General features: G+C 72.0%; 16 protein-coding genes. 7 read left to right on the plus strand and 9 right to left on the minus strand.

Annotation, left to right across the window (positions count from 1 at the left end):
- Positions 1-22: 22 nt before the first annotated feature.
- The 5 genes from P8A18_RS22560 (at position 23) to ychF (ending at position 7,025) form a co-directional block, all read left to right on the plus strand.
- Positions 23-1,090: an ABC transporter substrate-binding protein gene (locus tag P8A18_RS22560; RefSeq protein ID WP_306057067.1), complete on the plus strand. Its 1,068-nt coding sequence runs from the start codon at positions 23-25 to the stop codon at positions 1,088-1,090.
- Positions 1,087-3,189, plus strand: a complete 2,103-nt coding sequence (locus P8A18_RS22565; RefSeq protein WP_306057069.1) for an iron ABC transporter permease — start codon at positions 1,087-1,089, stop codon at positions 3,187-3,189. The genes P8A18_RS22560 and P8A18_RS22565 overlap by 4 nt, the downstream gene beginning before the upstream one ends.
- 97 nt (positions 3,190-3,286) lie before the next feature.
- Positions 3,287-4,381, plus strand: coding sequence for a peptidase C39 family protein (locus P8A18_RS22570; RefSeq protein ID WP_306057070.1), 1,095 nt, complete (start codon positions 3,287-3,289; stop codon positions 4,379-4,381).
- Between the two features lie 109 nt (positions 4,382-4,490).
- A complete protein-coding gene (locus tag P8A18_RS22575) occupies positions 4,491-5,720 on the plus strand; it encodes a GNAT family N-acetyltransferase (RefSeq protein ID WP_306057072.1) in 1,230 nt (409 codons plus the stop codon).
- A 216-nt stretch (positions 5,721-5,936) separates the two neighbouring features.
- Positions 5,937-7,025 carry a redox-regulated ATPase YchF gene (gene ychF, locus P8A18_RS22580; protein WP_306057073.1) on the plus strand — a complete coding sequence of 363 codons (1,089 nt, stop codon included), beginning with the start codon at positions 5,937-5,939 and terminating at the stop codon, positions 7,023-7,025.
- A 107-nt stretch (positions 7,026-7,132) separates the two neighbouring features.
- On the opposite strand, the gene P8A18_RS22585 is transcribed toward ychF, so the two are convergent.
- The 6 genes from P8A18_RS22585 to P8A18_RS22610 all read right to left on the minus strand — a co-directional run bounded on the left by P8A18_RS22585 (position 7,133) and on the right by P8A18_RS22610 (position 13,866).
- Positions 7,133-7,714 carry a Uma2 family endonuclease gene (locus tag P8A18_RS22585; protein ID WP_306057075.1) on the minus strand — a complete coding sequence of 194 codons (582 nt, stop codon included), beginning with the start codon at positions 7,712-7,714 and terminating at the stop codon, positions 7,133-7,135.
- Positions 7,715-8,323: 609 nt separating this feature from the next.
- Positions 8,324-8,587 carry a type II toxin-antitoxin system RelE family toxin gene (locus P8A18_RS22590; RefSeq protein WP_306057077.1) on the minus strand — a complete coding sequence of 88 codons (264 nt, stop codon included), beginning with the start codon at positions 8,585-8,587 and terminating at the stop codon, positions 8,324-8,326.
- Positions 8,580-8,849, minus strand: coding sequence for a type II toxin-antitoxin system Phd/YefM family antitoxin (locus P8A18_RS22595; RefSeq protein ID WP_306057078.1), 270 nt, complete (start codon positions 8,847-8,849; stop codon positions 8,580-8,582). Before P8A18_RS22595 ends, P8A18_RS22590 begins: the two co-directional genes overlap by 8 nt.
- 167 nt (positions 8,850-9,016) lie before the next feature.
- Positions 9,017-9,514, minus strand: a complete 498-nt coding sequence (locus P8A18_RS22600; protein WP_306057080.1) for a hypothetical protein — start codon at positions 9,512-9,514, stop codon at positions 9,017-9,019.
- Between the two features lies 1 nt (position 9,515).
- Entirely contained in the window at positions 9,516-12,890 is a 3,375-nt protein-coding gene (locus P8A18_RS22605; protein ID WP_306057082.1) for a CHAT domain-containing protein, read from the minus strand.
- A complete protein-coding gene (locus P8A18_RS22610; RefSeq protein ID WP_306057084.1) occupies positions 12,880-13,866 on the minus strand; it encodes a hypothetical protein in 987 nt (328 codons plus the stop codon). The genes P8A18_RS22605 and P8A18_RS22610 overlap by 11 nt, the downstream gene beginning before the upstream one ends.
- A 913-nt stretch (positions 13,867-14,779) precedes the next feature.
- Between P8A18_RS22610 and P8A18_RS22615 the strand changes: the two genes are divergently transcribed.
- Together P8A18_RS22615 and P8A18_RS22620 are read left to right on the plus strand one after the other, a co-directional pair.
- On the plus strand, positions 14,780-16,174 hold the full coding sequence (locus tag P8A18_RS22615; RefSeq protein ID WP_306057086.1) for a hypothetical protein: 1,395 nt from the start codon (positions 14,780-14,782) through the stop codon (positions 16,172-16,174).
- Complete coding sequence (locus P8A18_RS22620; RefSeq protein WP_306057087.1) at positions 16,171-18,387, plus strand: tetratricopeptide repeat protein; 2,217 nt, start codon at positions 16,171-16,173, stop codon at positions 18,385-18,387. Before P8A18_RS22615 ends, P8A18_RS22620 begins: the two co-directional genes overlap by 4 nt.
- Positions 18,388-18,454: 67 nt before the next feature.
- On the opposite strand, the gene P8A18_RS22625 is transcribed toward P8A18_RS22620, so the two are convergent.
- The 3 genes from P8A18_RS22625 to P8A18_RS22635 are packed head-to-tail and all read right to left on the minus strand — an operon-like array spanning position 18,455 to position 22,493.
- Complete coding sequence (locus P8A18_RS22625; RefSeq protein ID WP_371933704.1) at positions 18,455-19,720, minus strand: hypothetical protein; 1,266 nt, start codon at positions 19,718-19,720, stop codon at positions 18,455-18,457.
- A gap of 17 nt (positions 19,721-19,737) precedes the next feature.
- Entirely contained in the window at positions 19,738-21,705 is a 1,968-nt protein-coding gene (locus P8A18_RS22630) for a hypothetical protein (RefSeq protein WP_306057091.1), read from the minus strand.
- On the minus strand, positions 21,702-22,493 hold the full coding sequence (locus tag P8A18_RS22635; protein ID WP_306057093.1) for a toll/interleukin-1 receptor domain-containing protein: 792 nt from the start codon (positions 22,491-22,493) through the stop codon (positions 21,702-21,704). The genes P8A18_RS22630 and P8A18_RS22635 overlap by 4 nt, the downstream gene beginning before the upstream one ends.
- Positions 22,494-22,602 lie beyond the last annotated feature (109 nt).

Below are 22,602 nucleotides of genomic sequence, written 5' to 3' on the forward strand. Positions count from 1 at the left end.
CCGAGAAAGAAGAAGACCCCTCATGAACCGTGCCAGTCGCCTGACGGCCGCAGCAGCCTCGACCGGGCTCGCCCTCTTCGCCCTCACGTCCTGCGGTACGACCGACGCCGACAAGATCACGGCCAAGAGCAGCGCCGAACCGTCCCCCGCGTCGAAGGACTGCGCCCAGGACACCACGACCACCTCGACGGGACCGGTCTCCTTCAAGGACGGCGTCGGCCGGCAGGTGAAGCTCGACAAGCCCGCCAAGCGCATCGCGGTCCTGGAATGGCAGCAGGTCGAGGACGCGCTGACGCTGTGCGTCACCCCGACCGCCGTCTCCGACGTGAAGGGGTACAGCACCTGGGTCAGCGCGGAGAAGCTGCCCGGCGGCGTGACCGACATCGGCACCCGCGAGGAGCCCGACCTCGACACCCTCTACGCGGCCAAGCCGGACCTCATCGTCGTGGAGGCGTTCGACGCCAAGGACGAGACGATCAAGAAGCTGGAGAAGCGGGGCGTCCCCGTCATGGCCACGCGCGGGGCGAACCCCAAGGACCCGATCGGGAACATGCGCGAGGTGTTCAGCATGATCGGCGAGGCGACGGGCCGCACCGAGCGGGCCGACCAGGTGCTCAAGGAGTTCGACGAGCACCTCGCGAACGCGAAGCAGCAGGTCACCGACGCCGACCTGCCGACGAAGGACTTCGTGTTCTTCGACGGCTGGCTGGAGGGCAGCAACCTCACCGTCCGCCCCTACAGCGACGGCGCCCTCTTCACCGAGATAGGCAAGGAACTCGGCCTGAAGCCCGCGTGGACCAGCAGCGTCAACAAGAAGCACGGTGACGGGGGCGTCGACCCCGCCTACGGCCTCGCGCAGACGGACGTCGAGGGACTCGTCGCGGTGGGCAACGCCAACCTCTTCTACGCCAACGACGAAGGCGCCGGCGGATACGTCGAGGCGATCGAGAAGAACCCGATCTGGAAGACCCTCCCGGCCGTCAAGGAAGGCCGCGCCCACGCGTTCCCGGCACGGGTGTGGGGCGCCGGCGGGCCGCGCTCCAACGAGCAGGCGATCGACGCCTACGTCGACGTGCTCGACAAGAAGTGAGCGCCGTAGACACCGCGCCACCCGAAGGGGCAGCGCTGCCGCGCGCGGAGCGCGGCGGCGGCCCCGCCGGGGCGGCCGTCCTGGCCGTGCTCCTCGCCGCGACCGTCCTGGTGGGCCTGTGGCACCTGACCCAGGGGACGTCCGGCGTCGGGGTCGGCGACCTGGTGCGCCACCTCGCCGGGAAACCGGAGAGCGCCGACGGCGCGCCGGTCGGCGAGATCCTCACCGGCTCCCGCCTGCCGCGCCTGTTCGCGGGCGTGGCGGTGGGCTTCGCCCTCGGCTGCGCCGGCACCCTGCTCCAGTCCGTCACGCACAACACGCTCGCCTCGCCGGACACCCTCGCGGTCTCGGCCGGCTCCTACTTCGCCGTCTCGCTCATCGCGGCCTTCGGCCTCGCCGTCCCGCTGTGGGCGTCGGGCGTCGTCGCCTTCGCGGGCGGCCTGGCCGCGGCGGCGCTCGTGCTGCTTCTCGCGGGCCGGGCCGCGGGCACCTCCGGAACCCGCCTCATCCTCGCCGGATCGGCGATGGCGATGGCCCTGGACTCCGCGACCGGGATGCTCCTCATCCTGTTCAAGGAGAACACGACCGGCCTCTACGCCTGGGGGAGCGGCTCGCTCTCCCAGCTCAACATCGACGCGTCCCTGCGCGCCGTCCCCCTCATCGTCCTGGTGCTGTGCGCCGCCCTGGCCCTGTCCCGGCGGCTGGACGTGATGAACCTGGGCGACGACACCGCGTCCACCCTCGGAGTGCCGATCCGCAGCACCCGGGTGATCGCCGTGGTCTGCGCGGTACTCCTGACCAGCACCTCGGTGACCCTCGCGGGCCCGATGGCCTTCGTCGGTCTCGGCGCCCCCGTCCTGGCCCGCCTGATCGCGGGGCGGGTCCGCGCCCTGCGCGGGCACCTGCTCCTGATCCCCGCGGCCGGCCTGGTCGGCGCGCTGCTCATCCTGCTCGCGGACGCGGTCCTGCGTGCGGTGCAGGGGGCGGACGGGGCGGCCTCCATCCCGACCGGTGTGCCGACCACGCTGCTCGGCTCCGTCGTGATCGTGGTCCTCGCGCTGCGGCTGCGGGACACGGGCCGGCTCCAGCAGCCCCCGCGCGCACGGGTCGCCGCACGGTCCCCCCGCGCCTACCTCCTCGTCGTGACCGGCTCGGTGGCACTGCTCGCGGTCGCGGCCGTCGTGGCGGTCCTGGCGGGGAGCCTCTGGCTGCGGACCGGGGACATCGTCCTCTGGTTCCAGGGCACCGCCCCCGACCTGATCGGGGCGGCGCTCGACGACCGGGTGCCACGGGTGACCGCCGCCGTCCTCGCGGGCGCGGCGCTCGGACTGGCCGGATGCGTCGTGCAGAGCACGGTACGCAACCCGCTCGCGGAGCCGGGCGTGCTCGGCATCACGGCGGGCGCCGGGCTGGGCGCGGCGGGCGTCGTCACCTCGGGGCTCGGCGGCGGGCAGCCGGTGCTCATCGCGGTCGCCGTCGCGGCCGCGCTCGCCACCTTCGCGGTGATCGCCCTGCTGGCCTGGCGCGGGGGCTTCCTGCCCGACCGGTTCGTACTGATCGGCATCGGCACGGGGTACGGCCTCAGCGCCGTGACCACCTTCCTCCTGCTGCGCGCCGACCCGTACAACACGCCCCGCATCTTCACCTGGCTCTCCGGCACCACCTACGGCCGTACGTTCTCCGACGTCGTGCCGGTCGCGGTGGCCCTGGCGCTGGCCCTTCCCGTGCTGCTGTCCATGCGCGAGCGGCTCGACCTGCTCGCCGTCGACGAGGACACCCCGCGCATCGTCGGCGTCCGGGTGGAGCGCACCCGCTTCACCGCACTGGCCGTCGCCGCGGTGCTCGCCGCGCTCAGCGTGATCGCCGTCGGCGTCGTCGGCTTCGTGGGACTCGTCGCCCCGCACCTCGCCCGTTCGCTGGTGGGCGCCCGGCAGGGCCGCGCGATCCCGGTGGCGATGCTGCTCGGCGGGGTGCTGGTGTGCGTGGCGGACGCGCTCGGCCGCACGGTCGTCGCCCCCGCCCAGGTGCCCGCGGGCCTCATGATCGCCCTGGTCGGCGCGCCGTACTTCGTCTGGGTGCTCCGGCAGTCCCGCGCATGACCGCTGCCGCCGAGGAGCCCGCACCGGCCCGCCCCCGCACGGCCCGCCCCCGCACCGGCCCGCACCCCGTCCCCGCGTTCCCGTCAGGAGCACCTGAATGTCGTCGTCCCAGCAGGAGAGGACCGTGCGGCCCGTGAAGAGCGTCGTCGTGCCGTACGAGCCCGGCAGCGTGCCGGCGCACCTCGGCCACCCCGAGGTGCTGGAGCGCTGGGGAGCGGTCGACCGCTCCGCCCATACCCCGCAGCTCGTGGCCGTCGCGGGTGACGCCGGCGAGGAGTGGACGGCCGCCGCGCTCGTGACGGCCCGCCCGGACACGGCGTATCTGAAGATCGTCGACGCGATCGGCGACGTACGGGCGGCCGTCGAAGCCGTCACCGCCCACGCACGCGGCCGGGGGCTCGTACAGCTGAAGTGGGAAGGATGGACGGCCGCCCCCGAGGACGCCGCCGCCGCGGGCTTCACCTCCCTGGACCCGCCGCTCGCGCGGTCGCAGGGCGCGGAAGGGCCGCCCGCCGGTTACGTGCGCTGGCTGAACGACGACGTGGTGACCGCGCCCCCGTACTACGGGCAGAGCACCCACTTCACCTGCGGCGCCGTCACCGCCCTGGTCGCGCAGGCGCACGCCGGAGTCCTGCCGAAGGAGGCGCTCGACCGCCGGGCGGAGCTGACGCTGTGGCGCGACGCGAACAACTTCATGGCGTGCGAGCCCGTCGGCCTGGGCGTCGCCGTGCGCCGGGCCCGGCCGCCGTCCCGGGTCACGGTCCACCTCGACACGGACCGCCCGGTCATGCTCGACCACCTTCCTCCGGCCGACCAGGAGTGGCGCGCCCTGCTCCAGAGCGCCTCACGTACGGACGCCGAACGCACCGGCGTCCCGGTCGACCCGCGCCACCTGTCCCTGACCGCGATCCGGGACGCGATCGGCCGGCGGGAGCACGTACTGCTGCTGCTCTCGCTCGCCGCGATGCAGGGGTTCGACGTGCCGCACTGGGTGCTCTGCCACGGCGCCGTGCCCGGCGCCCTCGTGATCGAGGACCCCTGGGCCAACGCGTCGACGGGGGACACCTGGGTCGACGCCCACCTCCTGCCGGTGCCGGACCCGTCGCTCGACACGATGTCGACGATGTCGCCGGGGGGCTTTCGCGGAGCGGTGACCATCAGCCACGCGCAGCGCCCGGCCGGCGCCGCGTAGCCCGTACGGCCCGGGGCCCGGCCGCCCTCGGTTCGCCCAGGCCAGAGGGCTACGCTGCCTTGTGGCCGACACCTACGACCCAGCCACTTCCCAGGAAGGAACGGCAGCGATGAGGATTCGTTCCACGACCGATGAGGACCTGGACGTCTTCGTCGACACCGTCCACCGGGCGTTCGGGCAGTTCCCGGAGACGCCGGTCGCGAACGGCGGTCGCTGGTGGTCGGCGCTGGAGATGGAACGCGGCCTGCTCGCCGTGGCACCGGACGGAAAGCCCGTGGGCACCGCCGCCGCCTACTCCTTCGAACTCACCCTGCCCGGCCGCATACCCGTCCCGGCCGCCGGAGTGACCGCCGTCGGCGTCCTGCCCTCGCACCGGCGGCGCGGCGTGCTCAGCGCGATGATGCGCCACCAGCTCACCGAGGTGCGGGCCCGGGGCGAGTTCCTCTCCGTGCTGCTGGCCTCGGAGGCGCCGATCTACGGCAGGTTCGGTTACGGACCGGCGACCTCCACCGCGCGGCTGACGGTGCAACGCCACAAGGCCGCCCTCGCCGCCCCCCGGGCACTCGCGCCGGCGGCCGACGCCGACGGTGGTTCGGTCGAGGTCATGCGGCGTGCCGAGTGCGGCGAGATCCTGGAAGCCGTCTACGACCGGTATCGCCGCGCCCAGCCCGGCGCGCTGTCCCGGCCGCCCCGCTGGTGGGCGCTGGGCGCGGGGCAGCCGCCCGTCTCCCCGGCGCCGCGCTATGTCGCCGTCCACCGGGACGCCGACGGCACCGCGGACGGGTACGCCAGCTACTCCCTCGGCTCCGTCGGCGAGCAGAGCACTCTGACGGTCGACGAGACCATCGCCGCCGACGACGCGGTCTTCACGGCCCTGGCCCGGTACGCACTCGGCCACGACCTGGTCTCCCAGGTCGTGTTCCGCCACGTCCCGCCCGAGCACCCGCTGCGCTGGCAGCTCGCCGACGTCCGGGCCGGCGAGGTCGGCGGCCACACCGACTGGCTCTGGGTGCGCCTTCTCGACGTCCCGCGTGCGCTGACCGCTCGCGGCTGGTTCACGGACGGCGAGCTGGTCCTGGACGTTCAGGACCCCTTCCTGGACGAGCACGGCCGCTACCTGCTGACCGTCCGCGACGGCAGGGCCGACTGCGTCCCCACGGACCGGCGGCCCGACCTGTCCCTGGACGTGCGCGACCTGGGCGCGGTCTACCTCGGCGGCACCAGCCCGAGCACGCTCGTACGCGCCGGACACATCCGGGCCCACCACCCGGGCGCCGCCGCCGTCGCGGACGCGCTGTTCGCGACGGACCGCTCCCCGCACTGCCTGCACTGGTTCTGACCGCGTCCTCCGATCGCGTCGGCGACCGCGGGCCGAAGGCCTGTCTCCGGAGCACGGGGAGAACTCCCCGTCCCGGTCTCCGTCCCGGTCCCTGTACCGTGATACGCGCACGTGGACGATGGCGCGCTTGGGCTGCTGTGCGTACGAGGAGCCGGTGAGCGTGCCTGGAGTCGCGGCCGACCCCACCCTTCTTGATCCTGAGCGGACGTTTGTGGCATGAGTACTAGTATCGGAATCGTCGGACTGCCGAATGTCGGCAAGTCGACCCTGTTCAACGCCCTGACCAAGAACGACGTGCTGGCGGCCAACTACCCGTTCGCCACGATCGAGCCGAACGTCGGCGTGGTCGGCGTCCCGGACCGCCGCCTGGAGATCCTGGCGAAGATCTTCGGCTCACAGAAGCTGCTGCCGGCGACGGTCGACTTCGTGGACATCGCCGGAATCGTGCGCGGCGCGAGCGAGGGCGAGGGCCTGGGCAACAAGTTCCTCGCGAACATCCGCGAGTCGGACGCGATCTGCCAGGTCATCCGCGCCTTCAAGGACGAGAACGTCGTCCACGTCGACGGCAAGGTCTCGCCGAAGGACGACATCGAGACGATCAACACGGAGTTGATCCTCGCCGACCTCCAGTCGGTCGAGAAGGCCGTCCCCCGCCTCCAGAAGGAGTCCCGCCTCCAGAAGGAGAAGGTCGCGGTCCTGGCCGCGGTCGAGGAGGCCCAGAAGATCCTCGAAGCGGGCGACACCCTCTTCCACGCCGGCATCACGGCCTCCACCGAGAAGGGCCGCCTCCTCCACGAGCTGCACCTCCTCACCACCAAGCCGTTCCTCTACGTGTTCAACGTCGATGAGGACGAGCTGGTCGACGAGGACTTCAAGAACGAACAGCGCGCCCTGGTCGCCCCCGCCGAGGCCATCTTCCTGAACGCCAAGATCGAGTCCGAGCTGATCGAGCTCGACGACGACGAGGCCCTGGAACTCCTCCAGTCCATGGGCCAGGAAGAACCCGGCCTGGCCACCCTCGGCCGCGTCGGCTTCGACACCCTGGGCCTCCAGACGTACCTCACGGCAGGCCCGAAGGAAACCCGCGCCTGGACCATCAAGAAGGGCGCCACGGCCCCCGAGGCGGCCGGTGTCATCCACACCGACTTCCAGAAGGGCTTCATCAAGGCCGAGATCATCTCCTTCGACGACTTGGTCGAAGCCGGCTCGGTCGCCGAGGCCCGCGCCAAGGGCAAGGCCCGCATGGAGGGCAAGGACTACGTGATGCAGGACGGGGACGTGGTGGAGTTCCGCTTCAATGTGTAGCGAATTGGTTACTGCAAGCTAGCCATTTCGTCAAGAATGCTGGTCAGAGGGGTCGGACTTGGGTGAGCCCGGCCCCTACCGCATTTCCGTGCCGACTTGGTGCTGACTCAGCCGCGGCGGGGTGGAGCGAGCTTCTCCAGGTCGAGGTTGATCTCGAAGGGCACCGGACGGTTGAGCGAGCCCCTGAAGATGCCAACGGGTACATAGGTGGCGGTCGGCTCGTCGAGTTCGTAGACGTGGACGATGGGTGCTCCGTCCTCGTCCTCGATGCGCCAGTAGTGCGGGATGCCGGCCTCTGCGTATTTGTGGAGCTTTACCGTGCGGTCCCGGTGCGCGGACTCGGGGGAGACCACCTCGACAGCGAGTCGTACTTCATCCGGTGCGAACCAGGTGCGGTCACCGTCGAAGTCGGCCGTCGTCACCAGCAGATCCGGCTCGGGCCGATTGCGTTGATCGAGTTTGATGGTCATCTCCCGTCCGACCCTTACGTCGGCCGGCGCCTGCTCCATGAGAGCCACGGTGAGCATCGTGACGAGATGGCCGTGCCACCACCGCTGCGGGGGCACCCTGAATACGAGGGCTCCGTCGATCACCTCGGTGTGGCGCGGTGCTTCCGGGAGGCGGTCCAGGTCCTCCGCGAACCAGCCTTCCGCGCGGGGCGGGCGCATCCAGTCGGGCAGCGCGGTCATGGCTCGACCGTAGCGACTCAGCGGGGTCCGGGCCACGAGGCCGACGACGGCCGAAACGGGAACCGTCCTCGTCACCCGAACGCGGGCTGTCTGCCCGCGCCTGCGCCGCACGCTCATCAGGGACTCACCTCGTCCGAGAACACCGGGAGCGGCGAGTCGGGCGAGTAGTCGACCGGCGCGTGGGCGGGCCGGTCGGGGCGGCGCTTCGTGCCTCGGTGCGCAGGTACCAGGACACCGACTTCCGTACGAGCGTCCTCGTCAGGCGGGTCACTGTGGCGTCGGGCCAGTCACGGGCGTAGGTGGCCGCAAGCGGCGCCGAATCGCCGGGCCTCGATGCCAACCTACGGTCCCGGTGATTTGCTGACCGCTTGGCCGCTGTGAGTGGCGGTTCGCAGGCGAGGTGCGGGAGTTCGTGAGCGCCACGAGGCCGCAGGCTCCCAAGTGCGTCCGGAGTACGTTCAGTACGAGGGATTCCGGCCGGCACGCCGAGAGCACTCACCGGACGCCGTGGGCCACGCCCTTCGGACGTGCGACGGGACCTTGCGGCACGGGCATTCGCCGTCGCCGTGCTGGCCGGTGCCGGATGTCCTGACGCGTGATCAGTGGCAATCAGGTGTTGTAGACGTTGGACCGGTGGCCCACGTGAACGACCCAGACCATCAGTTCCCCGTTGTCGATCGTGTAGACGATTCGGTAGTCGCCGACCCGCAGCCGGCGGCGGTCGGGCTGGGATACGAGTGCGGTGGTGTTGCAGCCGAGTGGATCGCTTTCCAGTTCGGTGAGCTTGGCCAGGATGCGCAGTGCCATGTCGCGGGGGATCTTCCGAAGCTCGGCCTGCGCCTCGGGACGAAAGACGGTTCGGTACTCACTCACCGCGTGCCAGCGTCTCCCTCATGACGTCCTCGATCGGGATGCCGGGCGCGGGGTTTGCCAGACGCTCGTCGATGATCCGATTGATTTCGCGCTCTTCCCACTCCTGGTACTTGCGCAGCACCTCGATGGAGACGACTGCGGCGACTTCCTTGCCGCGACGTGTGATCACCGTGGGTACGTCGTCGCGGTCCGCGCGCTCCACGACCTCCGCCAGGTGGGCGCGCACGTCGCGGATGGACTCTATGGGTAGCGGCTGCGTCATGCGCCCAAGGGTACCGGGTGTCCCATGTGTACACAATGCTGTGAGGTGAGCGTGCCGCTCACCGCGCACGGGGCGCCCGAGGGCCCCGTACGGACGCCGCAGGCCCCCGGTAGCCGCGAAGTGGTCGGCGTCGAGTCCGGCCGGGCACTGTGCGGGTGCCCGCCCCCTCACGGCTCCCGGTTCATCAGGCTGAGTACCGTGCGGACCAGGGCGGCGAGGGTGCCGTCGTTGAGGGGCTTCTTCTCAAGGCCGAACTCGACCGTGTTGCGGCCGTCGTCGTGCTTGAACCGGAACGTGACGTGCAGGCGGAGGAAGGCGATGACTCCGGCGAGGACGGTCAGATCGGTGACCAGGTCGTCGCCGCCCATCTGGTCGTCCTCCGGAGGGTCGGCGAGGACCTCCTCGACCAGGTTCCGCGCGCCTTCCTCGCGGACGAGTGCGGCCAGCACGCGGCGGGCGGCGGCCGCGGGGTCGTCCGGGGGGAGCGGGGGAGAGCCGGCGCCGGCCTGGGCGAAGAGTGCTGTCAGGACCTCTTGCGCCTGGTACGCGGTCGTCAGGCCGGTGGGGTGGGTGCGGCCCAGTTCGTGGGCCACCTCCTCCAGGGCGAGCAGTGCGGTCCGGTCCGGCAGGGCGGCCGCCCGTTCGGCGTGGATGTCGCCGGCCATGTCAGCTCCAGTCTCCGAGCGGGACGAACGCCGCCCAGTGGTAGGGGTGGGACAGGTAGGCGCGGTCCGGGTCGGCGAGCATGCGGCGCTGCGCGTCCCACAGCGCGCGCCACAGCGGGCGGCCGTCCATCACGGCGCCGGTCACCTCGTCGAGCAGGGCGGCGGAGCTGGTGCGGTCCACCCGCCAGATCGGGGCGAGGACCGTGCGGGTGCCTCCGCGCAGCAGGGCGCGGGGGAGGCCGGTGAAGTCCTCGCCGGGGTGGTCCGGCTCGTGCCAGCCGACCGAGCAGGCGCGCAGCACCACACGGGACGGGGTGCGAACGCCGGTCAGGTCGCGTGCCCGCAGGAAGGTCCGCCGGGCCCGCTGCGAAGTGGGATCGGCGTGCCGGCTGGGGCGGTCGGTGCCGTCGGAGAGGAGCAGGGCGGAGTTCTCCGGATCGCTGTGGTCCTGGTACCCGTGGCAGGCGATGTAGGCCAGGTCGGCCTGCCCGATACCGGCGAGGACCTCGTTGGGAGTGGCTTGCGTCCCGGCGAGGGAGGATAGCTGCCAGCCGGGCCCCGGGCGGAGCGCGTCGGCCTCGAATCCGTTGCCGTTGCCCGGTAGATCCTCCTCCGCCGCCACCCGTACGCACAGCACGGCCCCCGAACCGGCCGGCTTCGCGGCGCGCAGCACCGCCAGGGCCGAGATGCTCGGGGTGTACACGAGGGCCGTCTGCTCGGCGCAGTACCTGCCGTCCGGCAGCCGCAGCGCGCCGAGCGGCAGTACGGACAGCGGCCCGTGCGGCGCAACGCACAGCAGCTCGCGCCCCGCCAGCAGCTCGTGGAACGGCAGGAGTTGCTCGCTCAGGCCGTCCAGGGGCAGCGGGGCCGGCCGCCGCGGTTTGATCGGCGGGACAGGCGGGAACGCGGAGCGGTCGCCGTCGACAACGAGGCGGACCTGCTCCGCCGCGGCATGCAACTCCCCGCGCCCCACCGGGATGCGGTACCACCACAACGACTCCTCGCCGGAGGCCAGCGCGAAGCAGAAGGTCTCCGACTCGCCGGTGAAGTAGGAGGCCAGCACCATGCCTTCCTCCGGCGCGGCGTCGTCCAGCAGCCGCAACGCCTGGGCGGAGTCCGCGGGTCGCGCGGTGCGCAGCCGCACGTACTCCGGCGCGACCGGCTCCAGAGCCCCGTACAGGGACTCCAGCGCCCGCCCGTACCCGCGCCAGAGCCAGGCCCTGTCCGGACGCTGCCCGCCCGCCAGCAGCCGGTGCTCGGACAGCAGGCGCTGCTCGCTCTCCCACACCTGGCGCGGTACGCCCACCGGCTCGGCCAGCGGCATCCGGGCCAGGTCCTCGGCCATCCCGCGCGCCTTCGCCTCCTCGTGCAGGTCGAAGGCCAGCAGCCCCGGCGAGCGGTCGTCGGGCAGCGGCAGGTCCGCGCGGTACTCGTAGAGCAGGGACAACAGCGCCTCGTACAGGGGGAGTGCGAGCCCGGCCGCCTGGTCCGCGTCCTGGAGCACCGGATGCAGCTCCCGGGCACGCAGCCGCAGGACGCGGTGGTGCCACAGCACCTCGAAGGCCCTTCGGTGCCCGCCCGGCGTCCACACCAGGAGCGCGGCCAGGCCCAGGGGCAGGTCCGGGTCCGGGAGCCGGCCGTAGGCGTCGTAGGTGTCGAGGACCTCCTTCAGCAGCCGCGCCGCCACCAGCGGACCGCGCACCTCGGCGATCGCCTCGCACACCGGTACCGCCAGGGTCTGCACGGTGCCCTGCGGCTCCCGCTCCAGCGCGCGGCGCAGCCCCTCCGCGAGCCGGTCCGCGAGCTGCCCGCGCCGCTCCGGGTCGCGCTCGACGCGGCACAGCCGTTGCAGCGCCAGCAGACAGGTGTCCGGCAGCACCGGAGGGCGTGAGGCGAAGGAGCGGAGCATGCGCTCGCGCAGCTTGGCCAGGACGAAGGAGACAGGCTCCTCGGGACCTCCCAGCGGCACCAGCCGCGAGATCAGCATCCGCTCGCGCAGCCGCTCGGGAAGCTGCTCCGGCTGCCGCGGGTGCTCGGGGTCCCCGGACACGTAGAGGGCATAGCGGTAGCATTCCGCCGCGCCTTCGTCGTACCCCTCGGACAGTTCCAGATCGCCCATGGTGACGAACAGTTCGCCGGCGCAGGGATAGGTCGAACCCGCCATCTCGAAGATGCCGCTCAGCAGCTCCGACTCCAGCGACATCAGAGTGCGGGGCAGGCGCGGATCGGTGCCGGAGAACAGCAGCCCGGTGAGCATGCAGCGCAGGGGCACCGAGTGCGTCTGCCCCGTCCCCTGCTGCTCGGCGTGTTCCAGCTCGTTGCTGAGCAGTTCGAACGCCTCCCACTGTCGGTCGGTCCGCTCCAGGCAGGAGACCAGGCCGTACGTCACCGACGTACGCGCCGTGGCCCGCATCGACACCTCGGGCAGCTCCAGCAGTTCACGGTAGGCGTCGGCCGCCGCTCCCAGGGCGCCGACGGCCTCCGCGACGTGGGCGCGACGGCTGAGGAGATCCGGCCGCGAGGGCATGAACGAACCCTCGGAGTCGTTGTCCGGACGCGCGGCGAACGCCTCCGCACGCTCCAGCGCGGGCACGGCCTCCCGGTAGCGGTGCAGGGCGATGAGGGTGTCCGCGAGCTGGACGGTCACGGCTGCCTCCTCCATGGAGGTCACCTCGGCCTCCGGGGCCATGGCCACGAGCGCCTGCTCCAGCACCTCGGCCCGGCGGGGCATGTCGTCCATCGCGAGGTACACCGAAGCCAGTTGGAGGTAGGTGTTCACCAGCGAACCCACGTCGCCCACCGCGTGCTGCAACGAGAGCGCGCGGGACGCGTGGTAGAGCGCCCGTTGGTTCCGGCCCTGCTCCAGCAGGTGATTCGCCCAGTCGGCGCGGGCCGTCACGCGGCTCGGCCCGTCCTCGGTGAGCAGCCCCAGCGCGGCGATGGCATGGGCGTTGCGGGTCCGGTCGGCGTCCCAGTCCGTCAGCAGCCGCACCGCGGACCGCACCGGCTCGTCCGGAAGCAGCGAGCGGTGGCGTTCCAGCACCCGGTAGGCGCCCAGTACTCCCTCGGCCGCGCAGGCCCGGCGCAGCAGCCGGGGGAATCCGTCGCCGCCGTCGGAGTCCCCGGCCTGCCGGGTGGGGGCCGGGCCGGACGCCAGGGCCTCGCAGCGGTCGGCGAGGAACGCCGCCATGTCCGCGAGCGGCGCCCGGCCCCAGCCCCGGGCCATCTCGGCATGCTGCCGCAGGAAGTCCACCGTCTCCCCGTGCCGGCCCGGTGGGATCTGCCCGAACAGGTCCAGCACTTCCCCGTACGTGGGGGCGGACAGGCTGCGCAGCGCGATCTGCAGGGGCCGGTCCTGCCGGTCCTCATCCTCCATCGTGCTGCCCCCTCCTCCGGTGCCCGCCGAGTCGCGCCAGGGCCTCTCGGTACGGTTTCGGGTGTTCGGAGGCGCGGGCGCGCAGCCGCAGCTGCTCCAGCGGCTCGCGCAGGCTCCGCTGTCCGCGCTCGGCCTCCGTCACCAGCAGCAGCGCCTCGTAGGAGGCCTCCTGCGCACGCATGCGGCGTTCCATGAGCGTCGGCTTGTGCAGGCGGGCCAGCACCTGTGAGTGCGGTGCGGTCCTTCGCAGGCGCGCGAGCACCTTGTCCCGCTCCCGCGCGGGACCGGCCGCGATGCGGATCCGGGCCATCTGCTCCAGCGTCGTGCCCGCCACCGGCAGCATGTCCTGCTCCAGCAGGGCCGCCGCCCGGTCGTACGGTTCGAGTGCGTCCCGCGCCTCGCCGAGGGAGATCAGCGCCGCGGTGTGCAGCAACACCCGGTCCGTGCCGAGCGGTTCGTCGCCGAGGCGCTCGCGGATATCCGCGTCCAGCGCCGTGCGCAGGCCGAGGAAGCGCAGTTCGTCGACGTGCTGCTCGTGCCGGCGGCGGGCCGCGACCAGGCGGTTCTGGGCTTCCGCGGCGCGCGGGGAGTCCTTCGGGTAGGGGGAGGTGTGCGGGCCGACGTCCTCGAATCCGCTCACCACGTGTGCCAGCAGCCACATGGCCATGTCGAGCCGTTCCGTCGCCGCGTAGGCCGTGGCCGCGTCCACCCACGCACCGCGTCGCCGGGGGTCCGAGCCGAGCGCCGAGAGCAGTGTGGCGGCCGCCCCGAAGACTTGGCCGGCCCGCAGCATCGCGACGCCGAGCAGATGCTCGTACACGGGACCGCGCGCCGCCACCTCGAAGAAGGGGCCCAGCGCACGCAACCGGTCCTGGAGGGACGCCTGCGGCACCGGCAGCCGCTCGACCCACTCCCGCGGTAACTCCTCAGCGTCGAAAGGGGCTTCCCACCCCAGCGCCGCAGCCGCTTCGCGCACGCCCGCCACCCCCGTCCGGCATACCGGTGTCCATCCTCCGGTGCGCCCTGTGCGGGCGGCAAGGTCGCCCCGGCCACTCGAACGGATGGTGTCCGCCGTCCATGCCGGGTCCGGGGAGTGCTGACGGCCGGCGGCGCACGGTCGCGCGCCGCCCGTCCCGGGAAGGTTCACAACCCCTCCACGGCACGGGCTCATCTCTCGGCCGAGCGGGGTGCCGGCGACGACTTCCGGCCAGGAGGGCCGGGACGGGGTGGGCGGCGGCTCCGTGGCGCGGGGAAGGCGGGGCGTACGTACCGGGGTCGATGCCGGTCCGGCGGGTGACACGTGCCGGGTGCCCTCGGGCTCCGCGGCCGGGCGGCCCGTGACCTCGGGCTTCGGTCCGTCACCCGGGAAGGGGGCGCAACCCGGGGCCGGGGGCGGTCCGGGCCCCGGCGCGCGTGCCGGGGCCCGAGGCAGGGGCGTACGCGATATCGGGGCGACCCCCGTGGCCGACCGGGCCGGCGGTTCGAGCGGCAGGTGAAGTGGATGCCGGCCGCATAAACCCGCGTACCGCACGTCGACCGAAAAAATCCCACGGGCCGTACGGGGAACTTCATGTCCTGGCAATAAACCGCGAGCCGGTGCTATAAGTAACGAGCCCAAGGCCGGGGACCGATGAATTCTCAACAGTCCGCGTGCCGACCGAGAAAGATCATTCCACCGAAAAGGGGGGATTACGATGAAGAAGATCGTCGTGCGCAAGACCGGCGGTGTGAAGCTCACTACGAGCGCGAGCGCCTACTGGCCGCCGATGTGTATCGCGGGTCAGAACTGACGCAGGACGTGGTGCCCGGAATTCATCGAATTCCGGGCACCACGTCGGTGTCCCCACACGACGCCGGGAGGTCGCCGGCGAATCCGACACGGAGACGGCATGGCGGATACTCGGCAGACCGCGGAGCCTGCCTTTCATCAACTGACATTCGTCCCGGAGGGCGACGAGGTGCTTGTCGGCCGGGCCGACACCGATTCGTACGCCCTCTTTCCCGCCGACGGCGCGATGCTGCTCCACAAGCTGACCACCGGCATGCCCCTGGCTGACGCCGTCGCCTGGTACAACGCCTCCTACGACGAGCCCGTCGACATGGAGGACTTCCTGGAGACCCTGGACGACCTGGGGTTTCTTCTAGGTGACGGGGATGATTCGGTCGTTGGAGCGCCGGCCGCCGTGCGGTACGCGCGGCTCGGCCGGGCGGTCTTCTCGCCGGTCGCCTGGGTCGTCTACGGGGCGATAGCAGTGGTGTGCGTGGTGCTCCTGGTGCGGATGCCCGATGTGCGCCCCTATCCGAAGACCCTGTTCTTCACCGAGTCGCTGCTGCTGGTACAAGTCGGTCTGCTCTTCGCCCAGCTTCCGTTCGTTTTCCTTCATGAGTCCTTCCATGCGCTGGCCGGCCGGCGCATTGGCATTCCCTCCAGTCTCGGCGTCGGGCGGCGGCTTTACTTCGTGGTGTTCGAGACGACGCTGAACGGATTGCTCGGAGTCCCCCGGAGAAAGCGGTATCTTCCTTTCCTGGCCGGCATGGTCGCCGATACTCTGGTGTTCTGTCTGCTGGTCTGCGCGGCCGCTCTCGATGCGCATGGAAACGGCCCTGGCCTTTCCTTCTTCGGGCGTTTCGCGGTGGCCCTCGCATTTGTCACCGCGTTGCGGTTCGTCTGGCAGTTCTACCTATTTCTGCGGACCGACCTCTATTACGTTTTCTCCACAGCTCTCGGCTGCGTCGCCCTCCACGACGCGACGCGGGCGATGATCCGGAACACCCTCTGCCGCCTGCTCGGCCTGCGGCACCGCACGGTCGACCTGGAGCAGTGGTCGGAGCGGGACCGCAAGGTCGCGCGCTGGTACGCGCCGTTCGCCGCGGCGGGCGTGCTGGTGATGCTGCTGACGGCGGCCGCCACCGCGGTCCCGGTCCTCGCTCACTTCGTACGCCTCCTCGTCGACCGGCTCGGCAACGCCGGGCACCCCGACTCCGGCTTCTGGGACTCCGTCGGCTTCCTGGCGCTGAGCGTCGTGCAGTTCGGACTGGTCGGCGTGGTGGCCCTGCGCGACCGCGCCCGCGCCCGCGAGCAGCAGCGGCAGCGGCAGCAGAACGGAAGCCGCACGGAAGCGGCCCCGGACTCCGCCCAGGCCTCGGACTCCGCCCCGGCCCCGGACTCCGCCCCTGACCCCGCCTCGGACTCCGTCCCCGCCGCCACCCCGGGCACCGCACCCCTCCCGCTCCCCGCTCCCACCACCGCACCCCTTCACGCAGAACAGGAACACAGCCGATGAGCGAGCAGCCCGCCCACCTGTGGATCGTCGGCGGCACCCGCCGGGACCGTGACGCCGCGTTGGAAGCGGTCCTTCCCCGGTCCGACGTGGGCGAGTTCCACGAGGTCAGCAGCCACCGCCGGGGCCGCGGCCCGTACGCCGGGACCGCCGCCCTGCTGAATCTGGTGGTGCCCCGGGTGTGGGCGCGGTCACCGGAGCTGGTCACCGCCCACGACGTCGAGCTGCTGTCGGTCGCCCCCGACCTGGAGTCCGTCGTGGAGCCGTCCCGGGAGACGCTCACCTCGCTGGCCGTCCCCGAGGAACGCACCCGCTTCTACGGCCCGGCGCGGACCCGGCGCCTGGCACACGGTGTGGTGGAGTTCCTGAACCGCTGGGCGGCCGAGTCCGGCCGGCCGGTCACCGTACGCTTCGACGCCGTGCACGCGGCGGACGCCACCGAGCAGGAACTGCTGGCCATCGTGCTGCGCCGGGTCGACCCGGCGAGGCTGCGCGTGGTCGTGGCCACCACCGCCGACCCGCTGCCGGCGCACGCCACCGAACTGGCCGGTGCGCTGGCCCGGTACGCCGTACGCGTGGACGCACCGGCCACCGCCGACGCCCCCGCCGCACCGCGCCGGGGCACCGATCCGGTCCTGGCCTACGTGGAGTCCGACGGCACGTCCGACGACGCCGGCGAGCGCTCCGCCTACGAGGCCGCGCCCGCGGAGATACGGGCCGGGCTGCACGACGCCAGGGCCGCCGAGCTGGAGCGGACCCTGCCGCAGGCACACCGGCTCGGCGCTCTCCCGTACCACCTGGAACGCGGGAGCGACCCGCACGGGGCCGGGCTGCGGACGGTGCTGGAGGCGACCGGCCGCTGCGTGGACATGGGCTTCTACCACGCGGCGATCGAACTCGGCCGCCGGGCGCGGGCGCTGGCCGACCCCGAGCGGGAGGAGGACGCGTACTGCACGGCGAGCACCAGGCTGACCAGCTCGCTGGCCGTCCTCGGGCAGGTGGACGAGGCCGAGGAGATCTACTTCGACCTGCGCAGCCGCTTCACCACGCCGATGGTGCACCTGTTCTCCAACTACGCGCTCGGCATGCTGTACACCCGCCACCGCGCGCCCGACTCCCGCAACCACCTCACCGCCCGGGTCCACCTGCACACCGCCATCGCCCTGGCGTCGCAGATGCCCGAGGCGTCCCGCTCGTTCCAGAAGGTCTTCCAGCAGAACGGCCTCGCCCTGGTCGAGATGCACATGGGCAACCTGACGCGGGCCGAGGAGCTGGTGACCGAGGGGCTGGCCCGGCTCGACGCCGATCTGGCCCCGGGCGAGCACGAGTTGCACCGCTCGGTGCTGTTGCACAACCGGGGGCAGGTACGGGCCGCGCTGGGCCGGATCGAGGAGGGGGTCGCCGACCTGTCCCGGGTGATCGCCGCCGACCCCAACCACCCCGAGTACTACTTCGACCGCGCCTCGCTCCACCGCCGTTCCGGCGACACCGACGCGGCCCTCGCCGACTACCAGTGCGCCATCGACGTCAGCCCGCCGTTCCCCGAGGCGTACTACAACCGGGGCGACCTGCGCTCCGAACTCGGCGACACCAAGGGCGCCCTCGCCGACTTCGGATACGTCCTGGAGCTGGAACCGGACTACCTGCGCGCCCGGATCAACCGCGCGTCCCTGCTGCTGGAGGCCGGCGACCTCGACGGCGCCCGCGCGGACGTGACCGAGGGCCTCGCCCACCACCCCGACAGCGCCGACCTGCTCTGCACCCGTGGCCTGCTCGCCCTGGAGGACGGCGACCCCGACGCCGCCCTGGCCGACTTCACCACGGCCCTGGACCACGACCCGGCCCTCTACGAGGCGCTGGCCAACCGCGCGGTCATCGCCCAGGAACAGGGCCGGCCCGACGACGCGGTCGAGGACCTCACCCGCGCCCTGGAACTCGTCGGCCCCGACGCGTCCCTGCTCTACAACCGCGGCTACGTGAACCGCTCGGCCGAGCGGTGGCAGGAGGCCATCGACGACTTCACCGCCGCCCTCGACCTCCCGGACGCCGACCCGGCCGAACTGCTGTGGGAACGCGCCGGCTGCCGCACCGCGAGCGGCGACCCCGACGGCGCCCGGACCGACCTGCGGCTGTGCGCCGGCCTGCCCGACTCCCCGTACGCCGACCGTGCCCGCGAGCGCCTGACGGAGATGTCCGGGGCCCCGGAGCCGGCGTGAGGCTCCTTCTCTCCCTCGCGGGGTGCGCGGAGAGAAGGAGCCCGGACAGCCGGCCGACTGGTGTGTGTCAGCTGACGCCCTCGTCCTCGTCGGCTCCCGAGCGAGGCGTGGGGGGCCGGTGCGGGCTGTGGGAGGTGTCCCAGTAATACGGGGGCGACGTGTCCTCCCCACTCGTCGTCCACCAGCCCTGGCCCTGGTCGCCCGCGTCGTTCCGAGCCGTCCCGGCCGCGAAACCGGCCGCGTCGTCGGCGTGCGGGTCAGCGGTCGCGCGGGTGTACTCCCCGTATTCCCCGGCCGCGTCCTCGTCGGGCGTCACGAGAATGGTCCGCCTGATCTCCTCTGCGGCATCGTGCAGCCCTTCCGCCTCAAGAGTGAGCAGCACCCTGTGCACCAACACGGTGTACCCGTCCATATCAGGCTTCAGGCCCGCCGCCGCCAGCAGTACGAGCAGACGATCCGCGACCCCGACCTCCTCCTCACGGTCAAACCCCCCTTCCTCCCGGGCCGGTCCGTCCCAGAGAGGGCCTCCGACGGTCGCTTCGCTCCGGGCGCCCACGGGCGGGACAAGCAGGTGACGGAAGAGTTCGGGTACCTCCTGGTCGTTCGCCGCCGCCGCGACCTGGGCGAGCGGGCCGATCATGTCGACCGCCTTCTCGATCTCGTCCTCGTGACGGGCCAGCCACCACACGACCGCGCTGCCCGTGCTCGTCATGACGTCCTCCCCGAGGTAGCGCCGCTTGTTGCGCTCGTGCTGACGCTCGTGCTCCCAGATCTCCTCGTCCTTGCGGAGGTCGCTCAGCTTCCGCAGGCGCTCGCGGTCGCCGGGAGCGAGGGTCAGCGTCACATCGGCCACCATGGCCTCGACCCGTCCGCTGCGGTCCGTCAGCGGAATGCCCAGCTCTCCTTCCAGGAGATAGCGCGCGAAGGTCGCCCGGCCGGGCTCCTCACGACGGACCACCGCCAGGGCCCGGCTGACGACCGAGGACACGGCGAGGGCCGGGGAGGCGCTGTCGGACCAGTCGCCGTAGTCGGGTGCCGGCCTCCACCACACGGTGGCGGAGAAGAGGAAGTCGTAGCCGTCCGTCGCGCTCGGCAGCGCGGCGTCGATCACCCGGGTCTCCTGGTACGGCTGTTCCGCCGGTGCGGCAGGCGGATCGGGTTCCGCGGGCTCGTACGGTTCGGCCGGCGTGCGGTCGCTGCTGAGGACCGCCATCACGAACAGGAGGGAGCCGGAGACCGTGACCATGGACATGAAGCCCCACAGCCAGGGCGACCAGTTCAGGAAGTTCCCCAGGGCAGCCGGTGCCAGGCCGCAGACAGCGACGAACAGCATGCGGGGAAAGCGGTCCTTCATCGTTCCTCTTCCGTGGTCCGGGGCCCGGGGTCCGTGTGTTCCGTGCGGGCGAACGAAGCCTGGTCGATGTGTTGCCAGAAGCGGCTGGCGACGGCTGCCCGGGAGGGATCGCGCCCGCCCCCCGCCCAGTCGCAGGCGAGGGCGTAGAGGCGGTGGAGTGCGGCCGCGCGTCCGTGTGTCGCTCCGACCATCACGCCCAGTGCCATGTCCCGCGCGCTGTCGTGGGTCACGCTGGTCAGCCAGCTCTTCACCAGCGGTGTCCAGCGGTCCGTCGGCGGCTGGGCGAAGACCGCCTCCCAGCCCCGGAACAGGTCCGGCCACGGTGGCGGATCCGGGACCCGGTCGCTCCTCAGGAGCTCGGTGAGCAGCTGGAGATGGGCCTCCGCATCCCGTTCGCGACGCATCCGGTCCCGCAGGCGGCCGACCAGCAGCCGGTGGAGCCGATGGTCGCTGCTGCCGAGTTCGAGCAGGGCCTCCGCCGCCTCGTGCGCCGCCTGCCCCCGCCGTACGGCCAGGTAGTGCAGCCGCACCAGAGCCTGATCCGGATGTGTCGCACCGAGGTTCTGACGGCAGGCGGCGGTCAGGACGCGCACGAGGCCGTCCGACAAGGGGCCGGACCTCACGCAGTCGTACATCCGTCTGCGGAACCACCCGCCGAGCCTTTCGTGGCTGAGGCCGAGTTCGAGAGCTGCCACAGCTCGCGGGTCGCAGGCTGTCCCGGTCGCAGCGTCCGCCCAGCGGGCCACCAGGTCGAAGAGGTGGTCGGGCCGCCCGACGGCGAGGCACTGCTCGCCGAAGCGGATGACGACGTCGACCTGGTCGTCCACGGTCATCCCCTGGAGCCCGGCGGCCTCGTCGATCCAGTCCCTGAGGTCGTCGCGTACGCCGGGGAAGTTCTCCCAGAAGTACGTCCGTACCGCGTCGGCGTACGCCAGCTGCTCGAAGCGGAGCCGGCCGGCGGCGTCACGCTCGATCCCGAGGGCCGCCAGCCGCTCCCCGAAATCCGTCCGCGCGAGCTCGGTCGTTGCCTCCTCCTCGTGCCGCACCGTCTTCATGAGGCCGTGCCACGCCTCGTACACGGTGTCCGCGCGGAACTCCTCGAACACCGCGGCCGCGAGCAGCAGGGTCCGATCGGGCGTGGCGCGGAACGCGGTCACCTGCCGGCCCACCTCATCGGCCCGGTCGGTCACCGCGTGCATCGCCTGGTCCAGCCATCCCGCGAAGTCCGCACCGAACCGGCCGCTGTCCCGGGCGGCCCTCACCAGCGAAGCGAGCCGCGCCAGTTCCCACATGGGGGAGCGGTCGCACAGGTGCTGAAGCCCGGCGCTCCGCAGGTCCGAGGGGCGGAACTCCATCCGGGCCACGCGCAGGTGCCGGGTGACGACCGCGATACCCCGGGGCCGCCGCAGCTTCACCGTGTCGGGTTCGAGGTCCGGCGCATGGGCGTGGGCCATGCCCGACGGCAGGACGACCACCATGTGTGCGCCCGCCTGCTGGACGCGGGACCGGCGTACGGCAAGGCAGTGCCGGGCCTTGGCGTACGTCTCCTCGTCCGTGATTCCCGAGAGGTCGAGGAGGAACCGGTCGCCCTCGCCGGGAGCGTGCTCGTCCGTATCGGTGGCGGGCAGTTCCTCGAATCGTGCCTCGTCCCCGGCGGTGCCCCCGTCCTCCCCGAGCTCGTGCAGCAGCATGATCGCCGCGGCACGGCGGCCACTGCCGGGCGGTGCGTCCAGCAGCACCACCGACCCCGGCTTCTCCAGGCGGTCGGCGGCGGTGCGATATCCCCCCGGCGGGGCGAACCGGTCGGCCAGGCGCACTCGGTCCTCGCGGACAATGCGCAGGGACTCGATTCCCTTGCGGCGCATCCAGTCCGCGCCGGCGCCGTAGAAGATGTACTGGGGCCCCTCGCCGTTGTTGACCGGGCCGCGCGGATCATTGACCGTGACGCGTTCCTGCTCGGTCATCGCTCGTCGTCCGAACGCCGGCGCTCGCGCTCGAAGCGCTGGTGGACCGTACCGCTGTTGTCGCCCGCCGTGAACTGCACGCCGGTGTTGTCCCCCTCGAAGTGGGGTGCGTTGTATTGCGGTCCGCGACCGGTGTTCACCGGCCCCTGTGGCTCGTTGACGAAGGTGCCGAGGTCTCCGTTGAGGTTGCCGATACCGCCGCGTACGCGTTGTTCCATGTCGCGTGCCTGCATCCTGACGCGCCCGCGGTCCTTGGCCGACTTCTTGCGGGACTTCGCCTCCGCCCGCTCCCGTGCCGCACGGGCGTCCCGGTCCTCCTCGCCCAGCTCCGGCAGCAGCCGGGCGAGGGCGTCGCCGATCGCCGCCAGATCCGACTCGGCGTTTCGGTGGTCGAACCGCCTGTACTGGCAGTCCGCCAGCTCTCGCAGGTCCTCCGGGAGGACGGCGGGGTCGATCCGGGTGGCCTTTCCTACGAGCACGGGAATCACCAGGACTCCGCGGTCGAGCGCCGTCTCGATCTCGCGCCGGGTCCAGTCCTGCCGGGCCTCCAGTGCGGGGCGGCCGTCGGCACCGCGCACCTCCGCCCAGCGCGGCCCGATGACGGCGAGGAGCGCCTGGCACTCCTCCACGGCCTTGACCAGCTCCGCCGGGTAGCGGTGTCCGGGCTCGATGGAGTTGCTGGCGAAGAAGACCCGCTCGCGGCCGAACCGGCGGGCGAGTTCCCGGTCGATGAGAGTCGCCGCTGATTCCTCATCGCCTGTGCGGTAGTTGACGAAGACGTCGGGCATGAAGGTTCCCTTCTTGAGGTGAGGTGAGATGTGGGGGAGGTCCCCGGTCCGCCCGGGGCAAGAGGCCCGTGCGCATGACGGCATGACGCGTCCACGCGTGGCGTACGGG

The sequence above is a fragment of the Streptomyces sp. Mut1 genome, from assembly GCF_030719295.1.
GTDB lineage: Bacteria > Actinomycetota > Actinomycetes > Streptomycetales > Streptomycetaceae > Streptomyces > Streptomyces castrisilvae.

What these genes read in the sequence shown, in the direction of transcription:
- P8A18_RS22600 (WP_306057080.1), bottom strand. Translation starts at nt 9,514, where the DNA reads ATGGCCGGCGACATCCACGCCGAACGGGCGGCCGCCCTGCCGGACCGG.
- P8A18_RS22615 (WP_306057086.1), top strand. Translation starts at nt 14,780, where the DNA reads ATGGCGGATACTCGGCAGACCGCGGAGCCTGCCTTTCATCAACTGACA.
- P8A18_RS22620 (WP_306057087.1), top strand. Translation starts at nt 16,171, where the DNA reads ATGAGCGAGCAGCCCGCCCACCTGTGGATCGTCGGCGGCACCCGCCGG.
- P8A18_RS22605 (WP_306057082.1), bottom strand. Translation starts at nt 12,890, where the DNA reads ATGGAGGATGAGGACCGGCAGGACCGGCCCCTGCAGATCGCGCTGCGC.
- P8A18_RS22595 (WP_306057078.1), bottom strand. Translation starts at nt 8,849, where the DNA reads ATGACGCAGCCGCTACCCATAGAGTCCATCCGCGACGTGCGCGCCCAC.
- ychF (WP_306057073.1), top strand. Translation starts at nt 5,937, where the DNA reads ATGAGTACTAGTATCGGAATCGTCGGACTGCCGAATGTCGGCAAGTCG.
- P8A18_RS22560 (WP_306057067.1), top strand. Translation starts at nt 23, where the DNA reads ATGAACCGTGCCAGTCGCCTGACGGCCGCAGCAGCCTCGACCGGGCTC.
- P8A18_RS22570 (WP_306057070.1), top strand. Translation starts at nt 3,287, where the DNA reads ATGTCGTCGTCCCAGCAGGAGAGGACCGTGCGGCCCGTGAAGAGCGTC.
- P8A18_RS22575 (WP_306057072.1), top strand. Translation starts at nt 4,491, where the DNA reads ATGAGGATTCGTTCCACGACCGATGAGGACCTGGACGTCTTCGTCGAC.
- P8A18_RS22585 (WP_306057075.1), bottom strand. Translation starts at nt 7,714, where the DNA reads ATGACCGCGCTGCCCGACTGGATGCGCCCGCCCCGCGCGGAAGGCTGG.
- P8A18_RS22625 (WP_371933704.1), bottom strand. Translation starts at nt 19,720, where the DNA reads ATGCTGTTCGTCGCTGTCTGCGGCCTGGCACCGGCTGCCCTGGGGAAC.
- P8A18_RS22630 (WP_306057091.1), bottom strand. Translation starts at nt 21,705, where the DNA reads ATGACCGAGCAGGAACGCGTCACGGTCAATGATCCGCGCGGCCCGGTC.
- P8A18_RS22635 (WP_306057093.1), bottom strand. Translation starts at nt 22,493, where the DNA reads ATGCCCGACGTCTTCGTCAACTACCGCACAGGCGATGAGGAATCAGCG.